The sequence below is a fragment of the Pseudaminobacter soli (ex Zhang et al. 2022) genome (genome assembly GCF_014595955.1).
GTDB lineage: Bacteria > Pseudomonadota > Alphaproteobacteria > Rhizobiales > Rhizobiaceae > Kumtagia > Kumtagia pseudosoli.
Window position 1 is genome coordinate 131,339 of the sequence record NZ_JABVCF010000012.1, and the last position, 17,193, is coordinate 148,531.

The 17,193-nt window shown below is 65.2% G+C and carries 17 protein-coding genes; 12 read left to right on the plus strand and 5 right to left on the minus strand.

Going from position 1 to position 17,193, the window contains the following annotated elements:
* The first annotated feature begins 25 nt into the window (after window positions 1-25).
* The 6 genes from HUI96_RS29545 to HUI96_RS21340 are packed head-to-tail and all read left to right on the plus strand — an operon-like array spanning window position 26 to window position 3,900.
* Window positions 26-313, plus strand: a complete 288-nt coding sequence (locus HUI96_RS29545) for a CopG family ribbon-helix-helix protein (protein ID WP_188256706.1) — start codon at window positions 26-28, stop codon at window positions 311-313.
* Window positions 310-603 carry a type II toxin-antitoxin system mRNA interferase toxin, RelE/StbE family gene (locus HUI96_RS21320; protein WP_188256707.1) on the plus strand — a complete coding sequence of 98 codons (294 nt, stop codon included), beginning with the start codon at window positions 310-312 and terminating at the stop codon, window positions 601-603. Before HUI96_RS29545 ends, HUI96_RS21320 begins: the two co-directional genes overlap by 4 nt.
* Window positions 604-1,485, plus strand: coding sequence for a branched-chain amino acid ABC transporter permease (locus HUI96_RS21325; RefSeq protein WP_188256708.1), 882 nt, complete (start codon window positions 604-606; stop codon window positions 1,483-1,485). It begins immediately after the preceding gene.
* Window positions 1,482-2,471 (plus strand): branched-chain amino acid ABC transporter permease, encoded by a 990-nt coding sequence (locus tag HUI96_RS21330; protein ID WP_237684279.1) that lies wholly within the window; start codon window positions 1,482-1,484, stop codon window positions 2,469-2,471. Before HUI96_RS21325 ends, HUI96_RS21330 begins: the two co-directional genes overlap by 4 nt.
* Complete coding sequence (locus HUI96_RS21335) at window positions 2,468-3,196, plus strand: ATP-binding cassette domain-containing protein (RefSeq protein WP_188256816.1); 729 nt, start codon at window positions 2,468-2,470, stop codon at window positions 3,194-3,196. Before HUI96_RS21330 ends, HUI96_RS21335 begins: the two co-directional genes overlap by 4 nt.
* A complete protein-coding gene (locus tag HUI96_RS21340; protein WP_188256709.1) occupies window positions 3,193-3,900 on the plus strand; it encodes an ABC transporter ATP-binding protein in 708 nt (235 codons plus the stop codon). Before HUI96_RS21335 ends, HUI96_RS21340 begins: the two co-directional genes overlap by 4 nt.
* Before the next feature lie 69 nt (window positions 3,901-3,969).
* Here HUI96_RS21340 and HUI96_RS21345 read toward each other — a convergent pair whose 3' ends face one another.
* Both HUI96_RS21345 and pncA read right to left on the minus strand, forming a co-directional pair.
* Complete coding sequence (locus HUI96_RS21345; protein ID WP_188256710.1) at window positions 3,970-5,397, minus strand: sodium:proton antiporter; 1,428 nt, start codon at window positions 5,395-5,397, stop codon at window positions 3,970-3,972.
* A 67-nt stretch (window positions 5,398-5,464) separates the two neighbouring features.
* Complete coding sequence (gene pncA / locus HUI96_RS21350; protein WP_188256711.1) at window positions 5,465-6,064, minus strand: bifunctional nicotinamidase/pyrazinamidase; 600 nt, start codon at window positions 6,062-6,064, stop codon at window positions 5,465-5,467.
* Window positions 6,065-6,268: 204 nt separating this feature from the next.
* Between pncA and HUI96_RS21355 the strand changes: the two genes are divergently transcribed.
* The 6 genes from HUI96_RS21355 (at window position 6,269) to HUI96_RS21380 (ending at window position 14,143) form a co-directional block, all read left to right on the plus strand.
* Window positions 6,269-7,135, plus strand: coding sequence for an FAD binding domain-containing protein (locus tag HUI96_RS21355; RefSeq protein ID WP_188256712.1), 867 nt, complete (start codon window positions 6,269-6,271; stop codon window positions 7,133-7,135).
* Window positions 7,132-10,098 carry a molybdopterin-dependent oxidoreductase gene (locus HUI96_RS21360; protein ID WP_237684280.1) on the plus strand — a complete coding sequence of 989 codons (2,967 nt, stop codon included), beginning with the start codon at window positions 7,132-7,134 and terminating at the stop codon, window positions 10,096-10,098. The genes HUI96_RS21355 and HUI96_RS21360 overlap by 4 nt, the downstream gene beginning before the upstream one ends.
* The gene (locus tag HUI96_RS21365; protein WP_188256714.1) at window positions 10,095-11,627 is read left to right on the plus strand and encodes a 6-hydroxynicotinate reductase; all 1,533 of its coding nucleotides are present in this window, start codon (window positions 10,095-10,097) and stop codon (window positions 11,625-11,627) included. Before HUI96_RS21360 ends, HUI96_RS21365 begins: the two co-directional genes overlap by 4 nt.
* Entirely contained in the window at window positions 11,627-12,559 is a 933-nt protein-coding gene (locus HUI96_RS21370; RefSeq protein ID WP_188256817.1) for a UPF0280 family protein, read from the plus strand. The genes HUI96_RS21365 and HUI96_RS21370 overlap by 1 nt, the downstream gene beginning before the upstream one ends.
* Window positions 12,556-13,011, plus strand: a complete 456-nt coding sequence (locus tag HUI96_RS21375; protein ID WP_188256715.1) for a MarR family winged helix-turn-helix transcriptional regulator — start codon at window positions 12,556-12,558, stop codon at window positions 13,009-13,011. The genes HUI96_RS21370 and HUI96_RS21375 overlap by 4 nt, the downstream gene beginning before the upstream one ends.
* Before the next feature lie 304 nt (window positions 13,012-13,315).
* Entirely contained in the window at window positions 13,316-14,143 is an 828-nt protein-coding gene (locus HUI96_RS21380) for a ferredoxin--NADP reductase (RefSeq protein WP_188256716.1), read from the plus strand.
* A 115-nt stretch (window positions 14,144-14,258) separates the two neighbouring features.
* Here HUI96_RS21380 and HUI96_RS21385 read toward each other — a convergent pair whose 3' ends face one another.
* The 3 genes from HUI96_RS21385 to HUI96_RS21395 form a co-directional block, all read right to left on the minus strand.
* Window positions 14,259-15,668 (minus strand): MATE family efflux transporter, encoded by a 1,410-nt coding sequence (locus HUI96_RS21385; protein ID WP_188256717.1) that lies wholly within the window; start codon window positions 15,666-15,668, stop codon window positions 14,259-14,261.
* Between the two features lie 34 nt (window positions 15,669-15,702).
* Complete coding sequence (locus HUI96_RS21390) at window positions 15,703-16,485, minus strand: L-iditol 2-dehydrogenase (RefSeq protein WP_188256718.1); 783 nt, start codon at window positions 16,483-16,485, stop codon at window positions 15,703-15,705.
* A 175-nt stretch (window positions 16,486-16,660) separates the two neighbouring features.
* Entirely contained in the window at window positions 16,661-17,170 is a 510-nt protein-coding gene (locus HUI96_RS21395) for a DUF29 domain-containing protein (RefSeq protein WP_237684281.1), read from the minus strand.
* Between the last annotated feature and the right edge of the window lie 23 nt (window positions 17,171-17,193).

Here is a 17,193-nt window from a genome sequence, read left to right on the forward strand (position 1 = left end):
GCGTCAGTACTCAGGAGAGATCATCATGGCCAAGGAAGCCGTCTTCACCATGAAGCTCGAACCCGAATTGCGCGACGCCTTCATGGCGGCGGCGAAACGGGAAGACCGCCCGGCGTCGCAGATTTTGCGCGAGTTCATGCGCGATTTCGTGGAGCGAGACGAGGAGTATCTAGAGTTTTTGCGCCGGAAGGTGGAGCACTCGAGGCGCCAGTTCGCCGCCGGAGAAAGCCTGTCCCAGGAAGAAGTCGACGCTAGGGCCGCGGAAAGGCGGCGTAAGCTAATGACCGGCCTCGATAACGAGGCCGGTTCGTGAAGGTAAGGTGGTCGACCGCCGCGAACCGACATCTCGACGAGATCGTTGAGTATATTGCCTTCGATAGTCCCGCCGCTGCGTTGCGGATGGACGACTTGTTGCGCGATGCGGCGAGGCGATTGGCCGACTTCCCCAATCTCGGAAAACCAGGGGCCATAGCCGGCACCCGCGAGTTGATCCCGCATAGAAGCTATCGCATCGTTTATGAGATCGATGACGACCTAGTGCGCATCCTGGCCGTAGTTCACACCTCTCGGCTGTGGCCTCCGTTCTCTGGCGAAGACGACTAGATGGCATTCGGTCCGCACCTACTCCTCGCCGCGCTCGAAGGGCTCGTCACTTCGGCCGTCCTGGCGCTGACGGCTCTCGGCCTGTCGCTGGTCTTCGGGGTCATGCGCGTGGTCAACGTCGCTCACGGCGAGTTCTACATGCTGGGCGCGGTGATCGCCTGGTGGGTAGCATCCCTCGTCGGCGGGCACCCTGCCGTAGGTTTTCTTGCTGCCCTCGTGATCAGCCCACTGATCGTCGGCGTCATTGCTTTCGCGGCGGAACGACTGGTGCTGGCGCGGCTGTCCTACAGCCCGGAGGCCACGATCGTCGCCACCATCGGCATGCTCTACATTCTGCAGCAGGCGGCGCTCAGCCTCTACGGACCGGAAGCGAGGCCGGTGCCGCCGCCCTTCAATTATCGCATCCTGCTGCCCTGGTTCGGCTATTCCGGCTACAAGCTGTCCGTGGTCGTGGCCTCGGCGCTCCTGCTTCTTGCGACATGGTACGTGCTCGCAAAGACGCGGATCGGCCTCGTCATGCGCGCCACCCAATACGACCGGGAGACGGCGCAGGCCTTCGGCATACCGGTCGGCCAGGTCTATGCCGGGGTGTTCGCCCTCGGCGCGATGCTGGCGGCGGTGGCCGCCGTGCTCATCGTGCCGATCAGCCAGGCGCATTATCTGATGGGGCATGACCCGCTGCTGCTGTCGTTCATCGTCGTCATCATCGGCGGCCTCGGCTCGCTGCGCGGCACGGTCGTCGCGGCGGTGGCGATCGGCATGGCCGACGGCATCATCTCCGTCTTCTTCTCGCCGACGCTGGCCAAGATCATCGCTACGCTGCTGGTGGCGCTCGTGCTCGTGTTCCGCCCTCAGGGCCTGTTCGGCGAGACGGCGCGTTGAAACCGGTGAATACGCCAGCAAGGCCTCTCATCCTACACGGCGCCGTCATAGCCGTCCTGTTCGCACTCAACTTCCTGCTGCCCGACTACCACCACGGCGTGCTTGCGCGCGTGATGGTGCTCGCGGTGTTCGCGATGGGCTACAATCTGCTGTTCGGCTATACCGGGCTGCTCAGCCTCGGACACGCGATGTTCTTCGCCGCCGGACTCTATGGCGCGGCACTGCCCATGGTACATCTGGAGTGGAGCGCGCTCTCCAGCTTCGGAACGGGTATCGCAGCCGGCGCGCTTTTAGCACTGGCGGTGAGCTTACTGGCGCTCAGGACCACCGGCGTGGCCTTCATGATCGTCACGATGATGTTCGCCCAGGTCGCCTATCTGCTGACGCTCTATTTCGGCGAGTGGACGCGAGGCGACGAGGGACTGGTCATCCCGCAGCCGCAGCGGCACATCGCGCTCCCCGGACTGGACCTCGACCTGACGAGCCCAACGACGCGATATATGACCGCACTCGTCCTGTTCTCGGCAGTGCTGCTGGCGACGCTTGCCATCGTGCGCTCCGGCTTCGGCCGCGTGCTGGTAGCGATACGCGAGAACGAGGAGCGGACGCGCCTGCTCGGCTTCGACGTCTTTGCCAACAAGCTCGCCGCCGTCACGCTCTCGGGCGCGATCTGCGCCGCGGCAGGGGCGACCTATGCGATCCTTTTCGGCTATGCGGGCGCGACCTTTGCCTCGATCCAGTATTCGATCCTGCCGCTGCTCTGGGTACTGCTTGGAGGTGCGGCCACCACGCTCGGTCCGCTGATCGGCGTGCTGTTGATGTACTATCTCGTCGATGCCTCGGGTCCTCTGCTGGAGCAGTACCTGCCGGGATGGAAATTGAGCAGTCTGGGCATTGTCGGCGTCTCGCTGGTGCTGCTGGTCCTCTTCTTCCCGAAGGGGATTCTCGGAACGGTGCGGGAGCGGTGGGTGAAATGGCTGCCGTGACGCCCTTGCTCACCACCACGGGCCTAAAAAAAGTCTTCGGCGGGCTGACCGCAGTCGACGCTGTCGACTTCGCCGTCATGCCGGGCGAGATCCGCGCGGTGATCGGGCCAAACGGCGCCGGCAAGACCACCTTCGTCAGCCTGATCTGCGGTCGCCTGCCGCCATCCTCCGGCGAAATACGGTTCGATGGGCGCGACATCACCGGCCTGCCGGCGCATCGCCGGGTCCGGCTCGGCATCGCCTACACGTTCCAGATCACCAGCGTCTTCGCCAATCTCAGCGTCTACGACAATGTCGCGCTGGCGGTTCAACGCACGGCCGCCGATCGGCGCTGGACGGGCTCGCTCCGCGACGGCGTCATGTCCGCCCTGTCGCGGACCGGGCTCGCCGGCCGGGCGCAGGAAAGGGCCGGTGCGCTTGCCTACGGCCACCAGCGACTGCTGGAGGTGGCAATGGGTCTGGCGCTGCGGCCGCGGCTGCTCATCCTCGACGAGCCGACCCAGGGCCTTTCCGACGGCGAGATCGAAAGCTTCACCGATCTCGTGCGCGAGATCGCGCAGGATGCCACGGTGCTTCTGATCGAACACAACATGCCGGTGGTCATGGCGCTCGCCCATCGCATCACGGTGCTGGATGCCGGAAAGGTGCTGGCTGAGGGCAGCCCGGAGGAAATCAGGGCCAACGCCGCGGTGCAGGCGGCGTATCTGGGGGCGACAGCCGCATGACCGCCGTCCTCACCATCTCCGGCCTCGACTGCTATTACGGCGCGGTCCAGGTGCTGCGCGGGTTCTCGCTCACGCTGGAGCGCGGCGAGGTCCACTGCCTGCTCGGCCGCAACGGCGCGGGTAAGACGACGGCGCTGAAGGCGATCATGGGGCTTGTCCCCGCCCGGGCAGGTAGCATCGTCCTCAAAGGCCGAGAACTGACGCGCCTGCCACCGCACGAAGTGCCGAAGGCGGGGATCGCCTATGTACCGCAAGGGCGGCGGCTGTTCGCCGAGATGACGGTCGCCGAGAACCTCGAGATCGGGCTCATGACGCGCGGCAAGGGCGACCAAACGCGCGAAAGCGTGCTTGAACTCTTCCCACTCCTGCGTGAGCGTTTGAGGCAGCGTTCCGGCACGCTTTCAGGCGGCGAGCAGCAGATGCTGGCGATGGCGCGGGCTCTATGCCTGGAGCCGGACGTGCTCCTGCTGGACGAGCCGACCGAAGGCCTGATGCCCTCCATGATCGCGCGAATCCGCGAGACGGTCGCGACCCTCGGGCAGCGGGGAGTCTCGACCATCCTGGTCGAGCAGCGCGTCGACGCGGTGCTGCCGGTCGCCACCCGCGTCACCTTCGTCGACACCGGCCGGGCGCGGCAGACGGTGGCGGTCGAGGAGGTGCGCGCCAATCCCGGCATGGTGATGCACTATGTCGGGGTGACCTGACGCTCGCTCTAAGCTTTTGTTTTGCCGCATGATCTTGTCCGAAAAGTTTGCAACTTTTCGGGATCATGCTCAATCGCCGAAGAACAGCCACCCGGCGAGCAGGAAGGTTGGGATCAGCACCGCGCCGGACCACAGCATGTAGCCGAAGAAGCTCGGCATCTTCACGCCCTGGTAGCGGGCGATGGCGTAGACCATGAAGTTCGGCGCGTTGCCAATATAGGTGTTGGCGCCCATGAAGACCGCGCCAGTCGAGATCGCAGCCAGCGTCCCGGCCAGCGTTGTCATGAGGGTCTCAGGGTCGCCGCCGGCCAGTTCGAAGAAGACGAGGTAGGTCGGCGCGTTGTCGAGGAAGGACGACAGCCCTCCGGTCAGCCAGAAGTAGGCGAGTTCGTTCGGCTGGCCGTCCGGACCGGAAACCAGTTCGACCAGAGGCGCGAGCGCGCCCTGATGACCGGCGCGCAGGATCGCGATCACCGGCACGATGCAGATGAAGATGCTGGCGAACAGCTTGGCGACCTCGGCGATCGGCGCCCAGGAGAAACCGTTCGCCTTCCGGTATTCCGAACGGGTGACAGCCAGCGAGATCAGCGCAAGAGCGACGATGACCACGTCGCGCACGATATTCTGCCATTCGAGCGGCACGCCCGCGACCGTGAAGGCCACGCCCGGCTTCCATGATGCCGAAAGCAGGATGGCGCCGATGACGCCGGCCAGCAGCGGCAGGTTGACAAGGCCTCGGATACGGATGCGGCTATCAGGAGTCGGGTCCTTGATCTTGGGCATTCCGGCTTCCCGCAGGTGCAGGAACGTGTCCAGCGCGACGAACACGGCAAGCACGATCCCACCGACGATCAGCGTTTCCAGCCAGAGATGCGTCGTCGTCCAGAAGAAGTCGACGCCGCGCAGGAAGCCAACGAACAGAGGCGGGTCGCCGAGCGGCGTCAGCGCGCCGCCGATGTTCGAGACGAGGAAGATGAAGAACACCACGACATGCGCATTGAAGGGGCGGTTGTCGTTGGCTCGGATCATGGGACGGATCATGATCATGGACGCCCCGGTGGTACCTACCACCGAGGCCAGCAGTGCGCCGATGACCAGCAGTGCCGCATTGGTCGCCGGCGTGCCGTGAATATTGCCCCCAACCAGAATGCCGCCGGCGATCGTGAACAGCGCGAACAGAAGGATGATGAAGGACAGGTATTCCAGGAGCAGCGTGTGCAGCACCGCTTCGAGCGAAACCGGCCAGCCGTACATGAAGATCATTGGCAGCACAGCGAGCGCCGCCCAGACGGCAGCAAACTTGCCGTAGTGATGCTCCCACAGATGCGGGTAGAGCAGCGGTCCGGTCGCGATGCAAAGCAGCAGGCCGAGGAAGGGCAGCCCCCACAGCAGCGACATCGACTGGCCGGGCAGGCCATGCGCTTCGGCGGCCGCCGCCGTGCCACAGCCGGCGAGGAACACGAGCGCCGCAAAAGCGCCGCGCAATGCTGATCTCATGAGCCCTCTTTCGAACTTGCCGGGAGAGCGATGCGTCACAACCCGGAAACCTAGCGGTCGAGCTTGATTACGCCAGCGCGACCCCGGCGTCTCGCATTTTTGCGATCATCGCATCGAGCGATCCACCGATATCGATCGCACGACAGGCTTCGAGTTGGACCTTCACGTCGAAGCCCAGCCGAATGCCGTCGAGCGCGGAAAACGCCACGCAGAAGTCCGTCGCAAGGCCGGCCAGGGTGAGCGAGGTGAGGCCGCGCTCGCGCAGATATCCGGCCAGCCCAGTCGGGGTCGTGCGGTCGTTTTCGAAGAAGGCCGAATAGCTGTCAACGGAAGCGCGAAAGCCTTTGCGCAGGATCAGTTCCGCCTTGCTCCACTTCAGCGCTGGATGGAAGGCGGCGCCGCCGGTCCCTTGAACGCAATGATCCGGCCAAAGGGTCTGCTCGCCATAATGCAGAGTTTTGGTCTCGAAGGCTGCCTTGCCGGGGTGAACCGAGGCGAAGCTGGAATGGCGCTCCGGATGCCAGTCCTGTGTGAGCACCACATGCTCGAACCTCGAAATGAGGTCGTTGATCAGCGGCACAATCGCATCTCCGTCGGCCACCGCAAGCGCTCCGCCGGGACAGAAATCGTTCTGGACATCGATGACGATGAGCGCTTCCTGTGTCATTTATTCCAAGCCTCCTGTGCCCGCGGTCGGGAAAGTCGGGGGAAGACCGTGCGGCGTAACCCCGGCAATTCGAACCGCCAGTTCCAAGTGTTGTGCAGACGGTCTCAGAACTCCATAGCAATGTTGGCTTTGACAAAGCCACATACGCTGATACCATTTGCACACGAACGATTTTCATCGGCTTTCCGGCCGAAAAGGCATTGCGTGACCCGCTACGCGAAACCCGAGAAGGTCGAGGACGCTCTCGCGCTGCTGGCCGAGGGCGAGTGGCGGGTGCTTTCCGGCGGGACCGATTTTTATCCGGCCCAGGGATCACGGCCGATCCGGGATAACGTCCTTGATATCGCTGGGTTATCTGATCTGCGAGGCATCACAGAGACTTCGGATCACTGGGTGCTTGGCGCCCGTACGACCTGGACGGAGGTGCTTGGCGCCGACCTTCCTCCTTCCTTCAACGCCCTGAAGCAGGCGGGCCGCGACGTCGGGTCGGTTCAGATCCAGAATGTCGCCACGGTGGCCGGCAATCTCTGCAACGCCTCGCCGGCAGCCGACGGCGTGCCTGCACTCATGGTGCTCAGTGCGGAGGTGGAGCTTCGGTCCCTCGCCGGAGCGCGCCATGTTCCCCTCCACGAGTTCATCCTCGGCAACCGGCGCACCGCGCTGAGCAAGGACGAACTCGTGACGGCGATCCGTGTGCCGAAAGCAGCCAGCGCAGGCCAGTCCGCCTTCGTGAAGCTTGGGGCGCGGCGCTATCTCGTCATCTCGATCGCCATGGCGGCGGCCCGCATCGAAACCGCTTCCGACGGGACCATAGCGATGGCCGCCATTACGGTCGGCGCCTGCTCGCCGGTAGCCCGGCGCCTTGGTGGCCTTGAGGGGGCTATCGTCGGCCTGCATCGCGGAGCCAACTTGCGTGGGGCATTGCGCGACGCGCCGATGCCAGAGCTGTCGCCCATCGACGACGTGCGCGGAACGGCTGAGTACCGTCTCGAGGCCGCGCGCGAAATCGCCACCCGCGCGGTTATGGCTGCAGTGGCGGATTTCCCTCAAGAAGGGGAATGGGCGGCATGAGCACGGACAGGCTTTCCGTCCGCTTCGAGGTCAACGGAGAGCCTGTCACCGTCTATGTCCCTCCGCTTCGGCGGCTCTCCTCCGTCCTGCGCGACGATCTGAGGCTGACCGGCACGAAGGTAGGATGCGACGCCGGCGATTGCGGCGCCTGCACGGTGATCCTCGACGGGCAGGCTGTCTGTTCGTGCCTAGTGCCCGCCTCCAGGGCGGAGGGGACCTCGATCCGCACGGTCGAAGGACTGGCGAACGGCACGCTATCGGCGCTGCAGGCTTCTTTCCTGGCCCATGGCGCGGCGCAATGCGGCATCTGCACGCCCGGGCTGCTGGTCTCGGCTGCCGCGCTGCTGGAGATGAACGCCGCTCCTTCGGAAGAGCAGGTCCAGGATGCCTTGGGCGGAGTACTCTGCCGCTGCACCGGCTACCGCAAGATCATATCGGCGGTGATGGGTGCGCGCTGGTATGACAATCCGCACGGAACACTCCCCTCTGGCCTGCCGGCCATCTCCCCCTCAAGGGGGGAGATCTGCAGCTTCGCGGCCTCGCCTTCGCCTTCGACGCTGGAGATTGGCGAAGCAATCGACGACGGCCGAATCTCCCCCCTTGAGGGGGAGATGGCCGGCAGGCCAGAGGGGGGTGCCTGTTCGATCCGCGCAACTTTCCGCATGCCTGAGGCCGGCCATGCCGTCGGCGCCTCGCCGGTCCGCCTTGACGGCATCCCGAAAGTCCTCGGAACCGAAGCCTACGGCGCGGATTCCTTCCCGTCGGATGCTCTGTTCGTCCTAGTAGTCCGGTCGCCGCACCATCACGCACACTTCACCTTCGGCGACCTGGAGACCTTCGTGGAAACCCATTCCGGCATCGCCGCCGTCTTCACCGCCGCCGACATCCCGGGTGAGAACCGCTTCGGCGCCATACCGGCCTTCGCCGACCAGCCGGCGCTGGCCGAAGGCATCGCCCGCTTTCGCGGCGAGGCCGTCGCGCTGATCGCGGGAGAGCGAGAGGCGATCGAGGCACTCGATCCCTCCGAATTCCCGATCAACTGGGAGCCGCTGCCGCACTATCTTGAGATCGATGAGGCGGCAGCTGACGACGCGCAGAAGCTACATTCCGACCGGATCGGAAACGTCCTCACAAAGGGGTTCGTCGAGCGGGGCGATCCGGAGAGTGCGTTGGAACGCGCGACCGTGACCGCGTCGCAGCGCATCGAGACCTCCTATGTCGAGCATGCCTATATCGAGCCGGAGGCCGGCTTTGCGCGCATGGAAGGCGAAACGCTCGTCATTACCGCCTGCACGCAGGCGCCCTATCTCGACCGCGACGACACGGGAAAAGTGCTCGGCCTGCTGCCCGAAAGGGTGCGCATCGTGCCGACGGCAACTGGCGGCGGGTTCGGCTCGAAACTCGACGTCTCGCTGCAGCCGCTGATCGGGCTGTTGGCGCTGAAGACGGGCAGGCCCGCCGCGCTCGCCTACTCGCGCCAAGAGTCCATGATGTCGACGACGAAGCGCCACCCAGCCCGCATGGAGGCGACGATCGGGACCGATGCCGAGGGCCGCATCACCGGCATGGTGTTTTCCGGCGACTTCAACACGGGCGCCTATGCGAGTTGGGGACCGACGGTGGCGAACCGCGTGCCGGTACACGCCTGTGGCCCCTATCGCACGCCAAACTATCGCGCGCTCGCGCGGGCAATCCACACGCACGGCCCTATCTCCGGGGCATTCCGCGGTTTTGGCGTCCCGCAGGCCACGATCATGCTGGAGACGCTGTATGACGAGCTTGCCGGCAAGCTCGGGATGGACCGGCTGGAATTCCGCCTAAGGAACGCGCTGCGCGACGGCGACCAGACCGCCACCGGGCAGGTGCTGAACAGCGGCGTCGGCATTCTCGCCTGCCTGGAGGCACTCAAGCCCCGCTGGCAGGAAGCTCTGGAAGAGGCGGATGCCTTCAATACCAGGCACTCAGGCGTGAAGCGCGGCGTGGGTGTCGCCTCGTGCTGGTACGGCTGCGGCAACACCTCGCTGCCGAACCCCTCCACCATGCGGATTGGTATCGCACCAGACTGCAGGGTGGTGCTGCACCAGGGCGCCGTGGATATCGGCCAGGGCTCCAACACGGTGATCGCGCAAATCGCCGCCGACGCGCTCGGCCTGCCGCTCGACCGGTTCCGCTTGAGGAGCGCCGATACCGGGATCACGCCGGACGCCGGCAAGACCTCGGCCTCGCGCCAAACCTTCGTCAGCGGCAAGGCGGCGGAGAAGGCGGCGCGGAGCCTGCGGGAGAAGATCCTGCGCTTCGCCAATGTCTCCGGCTCGGCCTCGCTCTCGCTGGAAGCGGGGATGCTCTTGATTGGCGAGGGCGAGGCCGTGCGGCGCATCGAGCTTGCAAACCTTCCTCAGGACGAACACGGCCTCGTCTTCGCCGCCGAGGAGACCTACGATCCGCCTACCACCCCTCTCGACAGCAAGGGACAAGGCAGCCCCTACGCGGTCTATGGCTGGGGCGCGCAGATCGCGGAACTGGAGGTCGATCTTGCGCTGGGCACGGTCCGGCTGCTCAGGATCACCGCCGCGCACGATGTCGGCAGGGCGATCAACCCACTGCTCGCCGAAGGCCAGATCGAGGGCGGCATCGCGCAAGGCATCGGCATGGCGCTCATGGAGGAATACGTCCCCGGCCGCACCGAGAACCTGCACGACTATCTCATCCCCACCATCGGCGACGTGCCGCCGATCGATACAATCCTGGTCGAGGTGCCCGACCCGGAGGGTCCGTTCGGCGCCAAGGGGCTTGGCGAGCACGTGCTCATCCCCACCGCGCCGGCCATCCTCAATGCGATCCGCCACGCGACCGGCGTGCTGGTGACGAAGATGCCGGCGACGCCCAGCCGGGTGCTGGCAGCGCTGAGGAAGAAGGAGCGCGCGGATCCCTCCCCCTTGAGGGGAGGGTGGAGCATTCCATGAGCGAACTCGCCGAACGCTTCGACACCCACGATCCCGGCGCCAAGCGGGTGGCGGAAAAAGTCCGCTGCGACGCCTGCCCGGTGATGTGCTACATCGCCGAGGGCCGTACCGGCGCCTGCGACCGCTATGCGAATGCCGGCGGGAAGATCTTGCGCTGCGATCCGCTGCGCGTCCTGGAATACGCCGCCGCGAGCAATACTCCCCTCGTGCCGTTCGGCGCGGAAGCGCCAGACTGGGACGGCTCGCTGGTCAACACCTCCCGCCCTTTCGTCAGCGCCATCGGCGCCGGCACGACCTATCCCGACTACAAGCCGGCGCCCTTCATCGTCAGCCAGGAGGTCGAGGGCGTCGACCTCGTCACGGTGGTGACGGAGGGCATTTTTTCCTACTGCGGCGTGAAGGTGAAGATCGACACCGACCGCTTCGTCGGGCCGGAGACCGCGACCGTGCGCGCCCAGGGCGAGGCGGTCGGCCACGTAACCACCGGCGAATACGGCTCGCAGATGCTGTCGCTTGGCGGCGTGCATCATCTCACCGGCGGCTCGAAATCGGAGGGGCGGGTCACCTGCGACACCCTGCTCGACCTCTGCAACAAGAAGCCGGTGGAGCTCGCGGTGGACGGCGGCGCCAGCCTCATCGTGCAGGCCGGCAAGGCGCCGGTGATCGACGGTAAACGCGAGAGCCGGATGCGGGTCGGCTGCGGCTCGGCCACGATCGGCATGTTCGCCACCCAATGGCGCGGCCTAGTCGACGAGGTGGTCGTGGTCGACGACCACATCACCGGCGTCGTCTCCGAGCACCAGGCCGGCAAGGTGCTAGGCTGGCAGGACACCGGGATAAAGATCTTGGGGAGGCGCTCGACGCCCGGGCGCTATTTCAAGGTGTCGGAACCGGGACTCGGATGGGGCGGGACGACGATCTCCGACCCGCTGTCGATCCTCGGCGACTGGAACCCGAAGAAAGGCGCCCGGCCCGGCCTGTCGCTGCTGATGGTCTCGACCACCGGCGAGCAGTTCGCCTATTTCGAGCTGGATGAGGCGCTCAGGCCGGTGGAGAAGCCTTTTCCCGAGCGACTCAGGAAATCGGTCAGTCTGATCGAGGAGAATTGCGAGCCGGCCCTGTGCACGGTCTTGTTCGTCGGCGGCGCGGGCGGATCGCTGCGCGCGGGCGTGACCGAGAACCCCGTTAATCTCACCCGCTCCGTGCAGCGGCTGCAGACCTATGTGACCGTCGGCGGCGCGCCGGTCTATGTGTGGCCGGGCGGCGGCATCACCCTGATGGTCGACGTCATGCGCGTGCCAGACGGCGCCTTCGGCTACGTGCCGACGCCGGCGCTGGTCGCCCCGATCGAGTTCACGCTCAGGCGCGACGATTACCTCGCGCTCGGCGGCTACGAGTCTGACATCCGGACCGTGGAGGACGTCCTCGCCAGGGGCGGCGAGTATCTCAATCCTCGCCATGGCGAGATTGCATCGCGGGATAATTTCTGGCCGCCGCTGCAGCAGCTTCGGCACACCGGAGCGGCATGATGGAAGCTCCGTCCGCCCGCTGGCTGCCCGACGGCAGGCGGCTCCACCTCCACCACGGGCCGATCGACCTGATCGTTGAGGCGTTCGGCAGGCCGGATCAGATTTCAGCGGCCTACGCTCAAGCGGTCAGACGGTTTCAGACGGTGCTAGCGGAACTCGTGGACGAACTGCCGGACCTGCGGCGGCCGTCCTCGCTGCAAGGCAGCCGTGCGTTCAGAGGACCGACGGCCCGGCGAATGGAGGCTGCCACGACGCCGCTGGCCGAAAACTTCATCACGCCGATGGCTGCGGTCGCCGGTTCGGTGGCCGACGAGGTCATGGCGGCGATGATCTCGGGTCGCCTCCTGGACCGCGCCTATGTGAACAATGGCGGCGATATCGCGCTGCATCTTGCGTCGGGGCAGGAACTCACGCTGGCCATCGCCGGCACGGGCCACGGCTTCGCCGACCGGATCGTCGTGCGCGCGGACGAACAAGTGCGCGGCGTCGCCACCAGCGGCTGGCGGGGCCGCAGTTTCTCGCTCGGCATCGCCGATGCCGTCACGGTGCTGGCGCGGATAGGCGCTGAAGCCGACGCCGCCGCGACCATCATCGCCAATGCCGTCGACCTGCCCGGTCACCCGGCGGTGCAGCGGCAGCCGGCGCGTGAAATCGCGCCCGACAGCGATCTGGGCGGCATTCCCGTCACGGTGGGCGTCGGCACGCTTACTGCGGAGGAGATTGCGGAGGCGCTGGAGCGTGGGTTGTCTGTGGCGGAGGATTTGCGCCGACGAGAGTTGATCATCGCGGCGGCGCTGTTTCTGGCGGGAGATGCGAGGGTGGCGGGGGATATTTTGCCGGCTCTGACCAACGAAACCGAGACCAGCTTAGCCGAGTCGAGCCGTGTAATGCCTCGAGGGTCCGTCCTCGCCCACCGGAGTTTCCCAGCATGACCGGCGAAGACAACGTGCTGAAACTCGTCGACGCCGAGCCGTCCGACGTATATCGCCTGCAGGATCAGATCGGCTTCCTCCTGCGGCGCGCGCACCAGCGGCATGTCGCGATCTTCGCCTCGCGCATCGCCGACCTGACGCCGCCGCAGTTCGCCGCCCTCGCCCGCCTGCGCGACATTGGCGAGACCTCGCAGAACCAGCTTGGTGCCCTGATCGCGATGGACGCCGCCACGGTGAAGGGCGTGATCGACCGGCTCAAGGCGCGCGGTCTGGTGGAGATCCAGAAAAGCGTGTCCGACAAGCGGCGGTTGATGGTACGGCTCACGGACGAGGGACGCCGGGTCGTCGAGGAACTCATCCCGCGCGCCGCCGCGATCAGCAAGGAGACGCTGTCGCCGCTTTCGGAACGCGAGGCCTTGACGCTGATCAAGCTGCTTTCCAAGATCGTCTGAGCTTCCCGCCTGTCCTCCCCCGGAAAACCCCAAATCGACCTCCAGAGCGGACCGTGTACTGATACGGAAACGGGTCTTCGCCGCCGAATTCTCCAATCGGCACCCAACTGAGACGCTGCGTCTACAGGCCGCTGCCATATTGGAAAGCTGTTTTCTATCCGCACGTTGACCCAAAACTCGTTTGTATACTAATTACCTCCGGTATCACGGCTTCACCTACCGGGCATGCGCAAGAGCGCGCGGACATTCGATCTCCGCCTGCTCGGAGACACCGCGCCCCGAAGCAAACGCGAAGAGGCGCGCGATGAATTCTCCCCTGGTGCTCGGCAAGACCGACGCCCGGCCCCTGGCCTTCCCGGTCCCGGCCAACGTCTATGTCGAGACGGTGGTGTCGGTCCGGCACTATACCGACCGGCTGTTCTCGTTCCGGATCACGCGGCCGCAGTCGCTGCGCTTCCGCTCCGGCGAGTTCGTCATGATCGGCCTGCCCAATGCCGAGAAGCCGGTGTTCCGCGCCTATTCGGTGGCCAGCCCGGCCTGGGACGAGGAACTGGAGTTCTTCTCGATCAAGGTGCCGGACGGTCCGCTGACCTCGGAACTGCAGAAGATCCAGCCCGGCGACCCGATCCTGATGCGCCAGAAGGCCACCGGCACGCTCGTCGTCGACGCGCTCACGCCGGCCAAGCGGGTGTTCATGATCTCGACCGGCACCGGCTTCGCGCCCTTCGCCAGCCTGCTGCGCGACCCGGAGACCTACGAGAAATTCGAGCAGGTCGTGGTTACTCACACCTGCCGCGACCGGGACGAACTCGTCTACGGCCAGGAGCTCGTCGCGAGCATTGTCGAAGATCCTCTGATCGGCGAGTTCGCGGCCGGGCGCGTGACGCTCTATTCCACGACCACCCGGGAAACCTCACCGCACATGGGCCGCATCACCGCGCTGATGGACTCCGGCAAGTTCTACGAGGACCTCGGCATCGAGAAGCTCGATCCGGCCAATGACCGCGTGATGATCTGCGGCTCCATGCACATGCTGAAGGACGTCAAGGAGCGCGTCGAAGCGCTCGGTTTCCGCGAGGGCTCGGTCAGCCATCCCGGCGACTTCGTCGTCGAGCGCGCGTTCGTGGGGTGAGTGGGGTCCTCATCCTGGCTGATCAGGCTGGCGATGAGCTCATCCCGGGTCATGCCTTCAATGTAGACTTATTCCGCCGCGACTTCCAACGCCGCGGAACCTGGCGCCGGAATCCTCAATCGAATGCCCGGCTCTCCTTGGTCAGGCCGAGGCGCTCGCGGATCAGCCAGCGCCGCATCAGCAGTATCGCGACCACGACCAGTCCTATCGACAGCCCGATCCAGATGCCGCTGCCCTTGAGGCCGAGCGGAAACGCCAGCAGCACGCCCAGCGGCAGGCCGACGCCCCAATATCCGAGGGCTGCGTAGACCATCGGCATGCGCGTGTCGTGCAGGCCGCGCAGCATGCCTGCACCGACCGCCTGCGCCCCGTCCGCTATCTGGAAGAGGGCAGCGAAGGCCAGGAAGGTGACCGCCAGGACGACCACCTCCGCATTCTCCGGTCGGCCGAGATCGACGAAAGCGGCGATCAGAAGCTCGGGAATCGAGATCATCGTCAGTGCCATCAGCGCCATGAAGCCGACGCCGATCACGAGCGCCGTCCATCCAGCGCGGCGGATGCCATCGGGATCGCGCGCGCCGAGAGCCAGGCCTACCCGCACTGTCACCGCCTGATTGACGCCGAGCGGAACCATGAAGGTGATCGAGGCGATCTGCATGGCTATCGAATGGGCTGCGAGCGAAGCCGCCGAGATCAGTCCCATGAGCAAGGCCGCGACGTTGAAGACGGAGACCTCGAACAGGAGAATGCCGCCGATCGGCAGGCCGAGCTTGATCAGCGCCAGGAAGCGCGGCCAATCGGGGCGCCAGAAGCGGCCGAAAAGGTGATAGCGGCGGAAGGTCCGCTCCAGCGACACAACTAATGCCATGCCGAGGAACATGCCGAAACTCGCCAGTGAGGTGGCGAGTCCGGCACCGGCTATGCCCATATCCGGAAGCCCGAGCCGGCCGAACATCAACGCCCAGGCGAGCAGTGCGTTGAGCGCCACGGCGGCGAAGACGACCACCAGCGCCCATCCCGGTCGCTCCAGCGCCGAGATGAAGGAACGCAGCACGATATACCCGTAGAAGGGCAGTGCGGCCCACTGCAGCCAGCGCAGGTAGTGGGCTGCATCCGCCGCAAGCGCGGGTTCCTGCCCCATGGCGAGCAGAACGTGCTCGGCGTTCCAGAGAAACAGCCAGATCGGAATGCAGGCGAAGACGGCGACCCACAGGCCCTGCCGGACCGTGCGCCGCACGTCCCGGACGGAATGGCGGCGGCGCCCGAGTTCGGTCGCCATCATGGGGGACGTCGCCAGGACGAGACCGAGGCCGAAGATGTAGGGTGCGAAGTAGAGGTTGGAGCCGAGCGCGCCTGCGGCCAGGGTCTCTGGGCCGATCCGGCCCATGAGCAGGACATCGGTCGCGTTCATCGCGACCTGGCCGAGATTGGTCAGAATCATCGGCCAGCTCAACGCGAGCGTTGCGCGAATCTCGTCGCGCCATGGGCTTGCCGGCGCTTTCGCGCCAGTCTCTATGGCGGTCATTGTCCTGTCTTTCCGGCGCGGACACGACAAACGGTCAAGTGCCGCGGACCACCGCTTCAAGGCGGTGGATCTGCATTGGTTGTGCCACGATGTAGTCGGCTTCGGAACTCGCCAGGAACACAGCCATGCCGGTGAGGTCGGCGGGGGTGGCCATCCTGCCGAAGGGCACCACCTTGCCGACCTGCCGCTTCTTCTCGCCGATCGGCAGGTTCTCGTATCTGGCGAAGAGCGAGTCGACATGGTCCCAGTGCTCGCCGTCGACTACGCCGGGTGCGATGGCGTTGACGTTGATTCCGTGCTTGATCAGGTCGAGCCCGGCCGACTGGGTGATCGAGATTACCGCGGCCTTGGTCGAGCAGTAGACCGCGACCAGCGCCTCGCCGCGGCGGCCGGCCTGGCTCGCCATATTGATGATCTTGCCGCCCTTGCCACGCGCGATCATCGAGCGCGCCGCGGACTGCAGCGTGAACAGCGTGCCGAACACATTCACCGCATAGAGCCGCTCGTAGCTCTCTTTGGTGACTTCGACGATCGGCGCCAGATCGAACAGTGCGGCATTGTTGATGAGGATGTCGATGCCGCCGGTGCGATCGTCCACCGCCTTCACGGCCGCTTCGATGGAGGCGAGGTCGGTCACGTCGAGCTTCACCGCATAGGCGCCCTCGCCCAGTTCCCCGGCCGTGCGCTCGGCCGCCTCGATGTTGATGTCGCCGATCGCCACCATCGCGCCTTCGGCCAGATAGGCGGCTGCGAAGGCCTTGCCTATTCCGCGCGCGGCGCCGGTGATCAGTGCCGATTTGCCTTGCAGCCGTTGCATGGGAGTTCCTCCAAAGGAAGCGGGTTAGACGGATGGAGGTTTCGCTGGGCGATCAACCGGTATTGGGACACGATACTCGCAGTTGACCAAGTACTCGGTGGCGATCTTTAAGCTTTTGTCGCCGCACTCGAAACACGGATCAGAAGGATTCTCGCTCCCGGCCGGCTTGATCCGATCATTCCGGCAGGAATGATTCATCGAGAATCTGTTCGATGCTGAACGGACACTCGACCGGTAAGACGGCCTTCCGAAGGCCCGTCTCTGCGGCAGCCTTCAATCGAGCAAGATCATAGGACCACGAGAGAACCTCGGTCGGTACGTTCTTCAGGCTAGGGCTTTCCTCTGTCAGGGCACTTATCTGGCGCCGCTGCTCAAGAATGGTCAATTGCCATCCAGCTTTCCGCTTGTGGGGCTGCAATTGCCATTTCAAGAGATGGCGTACCAGAACTTCCAGCCGGTTCCTTATCTCCTTTCTGTCGCTCCGCCCCAGGCTCTCGATCTCCTCGGCAAGGTTCTCGCGATCGAGGTCGGCCAGTCGCCCCTCACGCAGGAGCGCGCCCTGCTCGGCGCACCAGGCAGCGTAGTCCTCGCCATAGGAGGTCAGTTGCCGTTTCAACAGGTGTCTGTTCATGGCTGCAATGATGGACCCTGCAAAGACTATTTCCAAGTATGACTTGAAGCTCATGGCAAAGCGATCGAACCACCGTG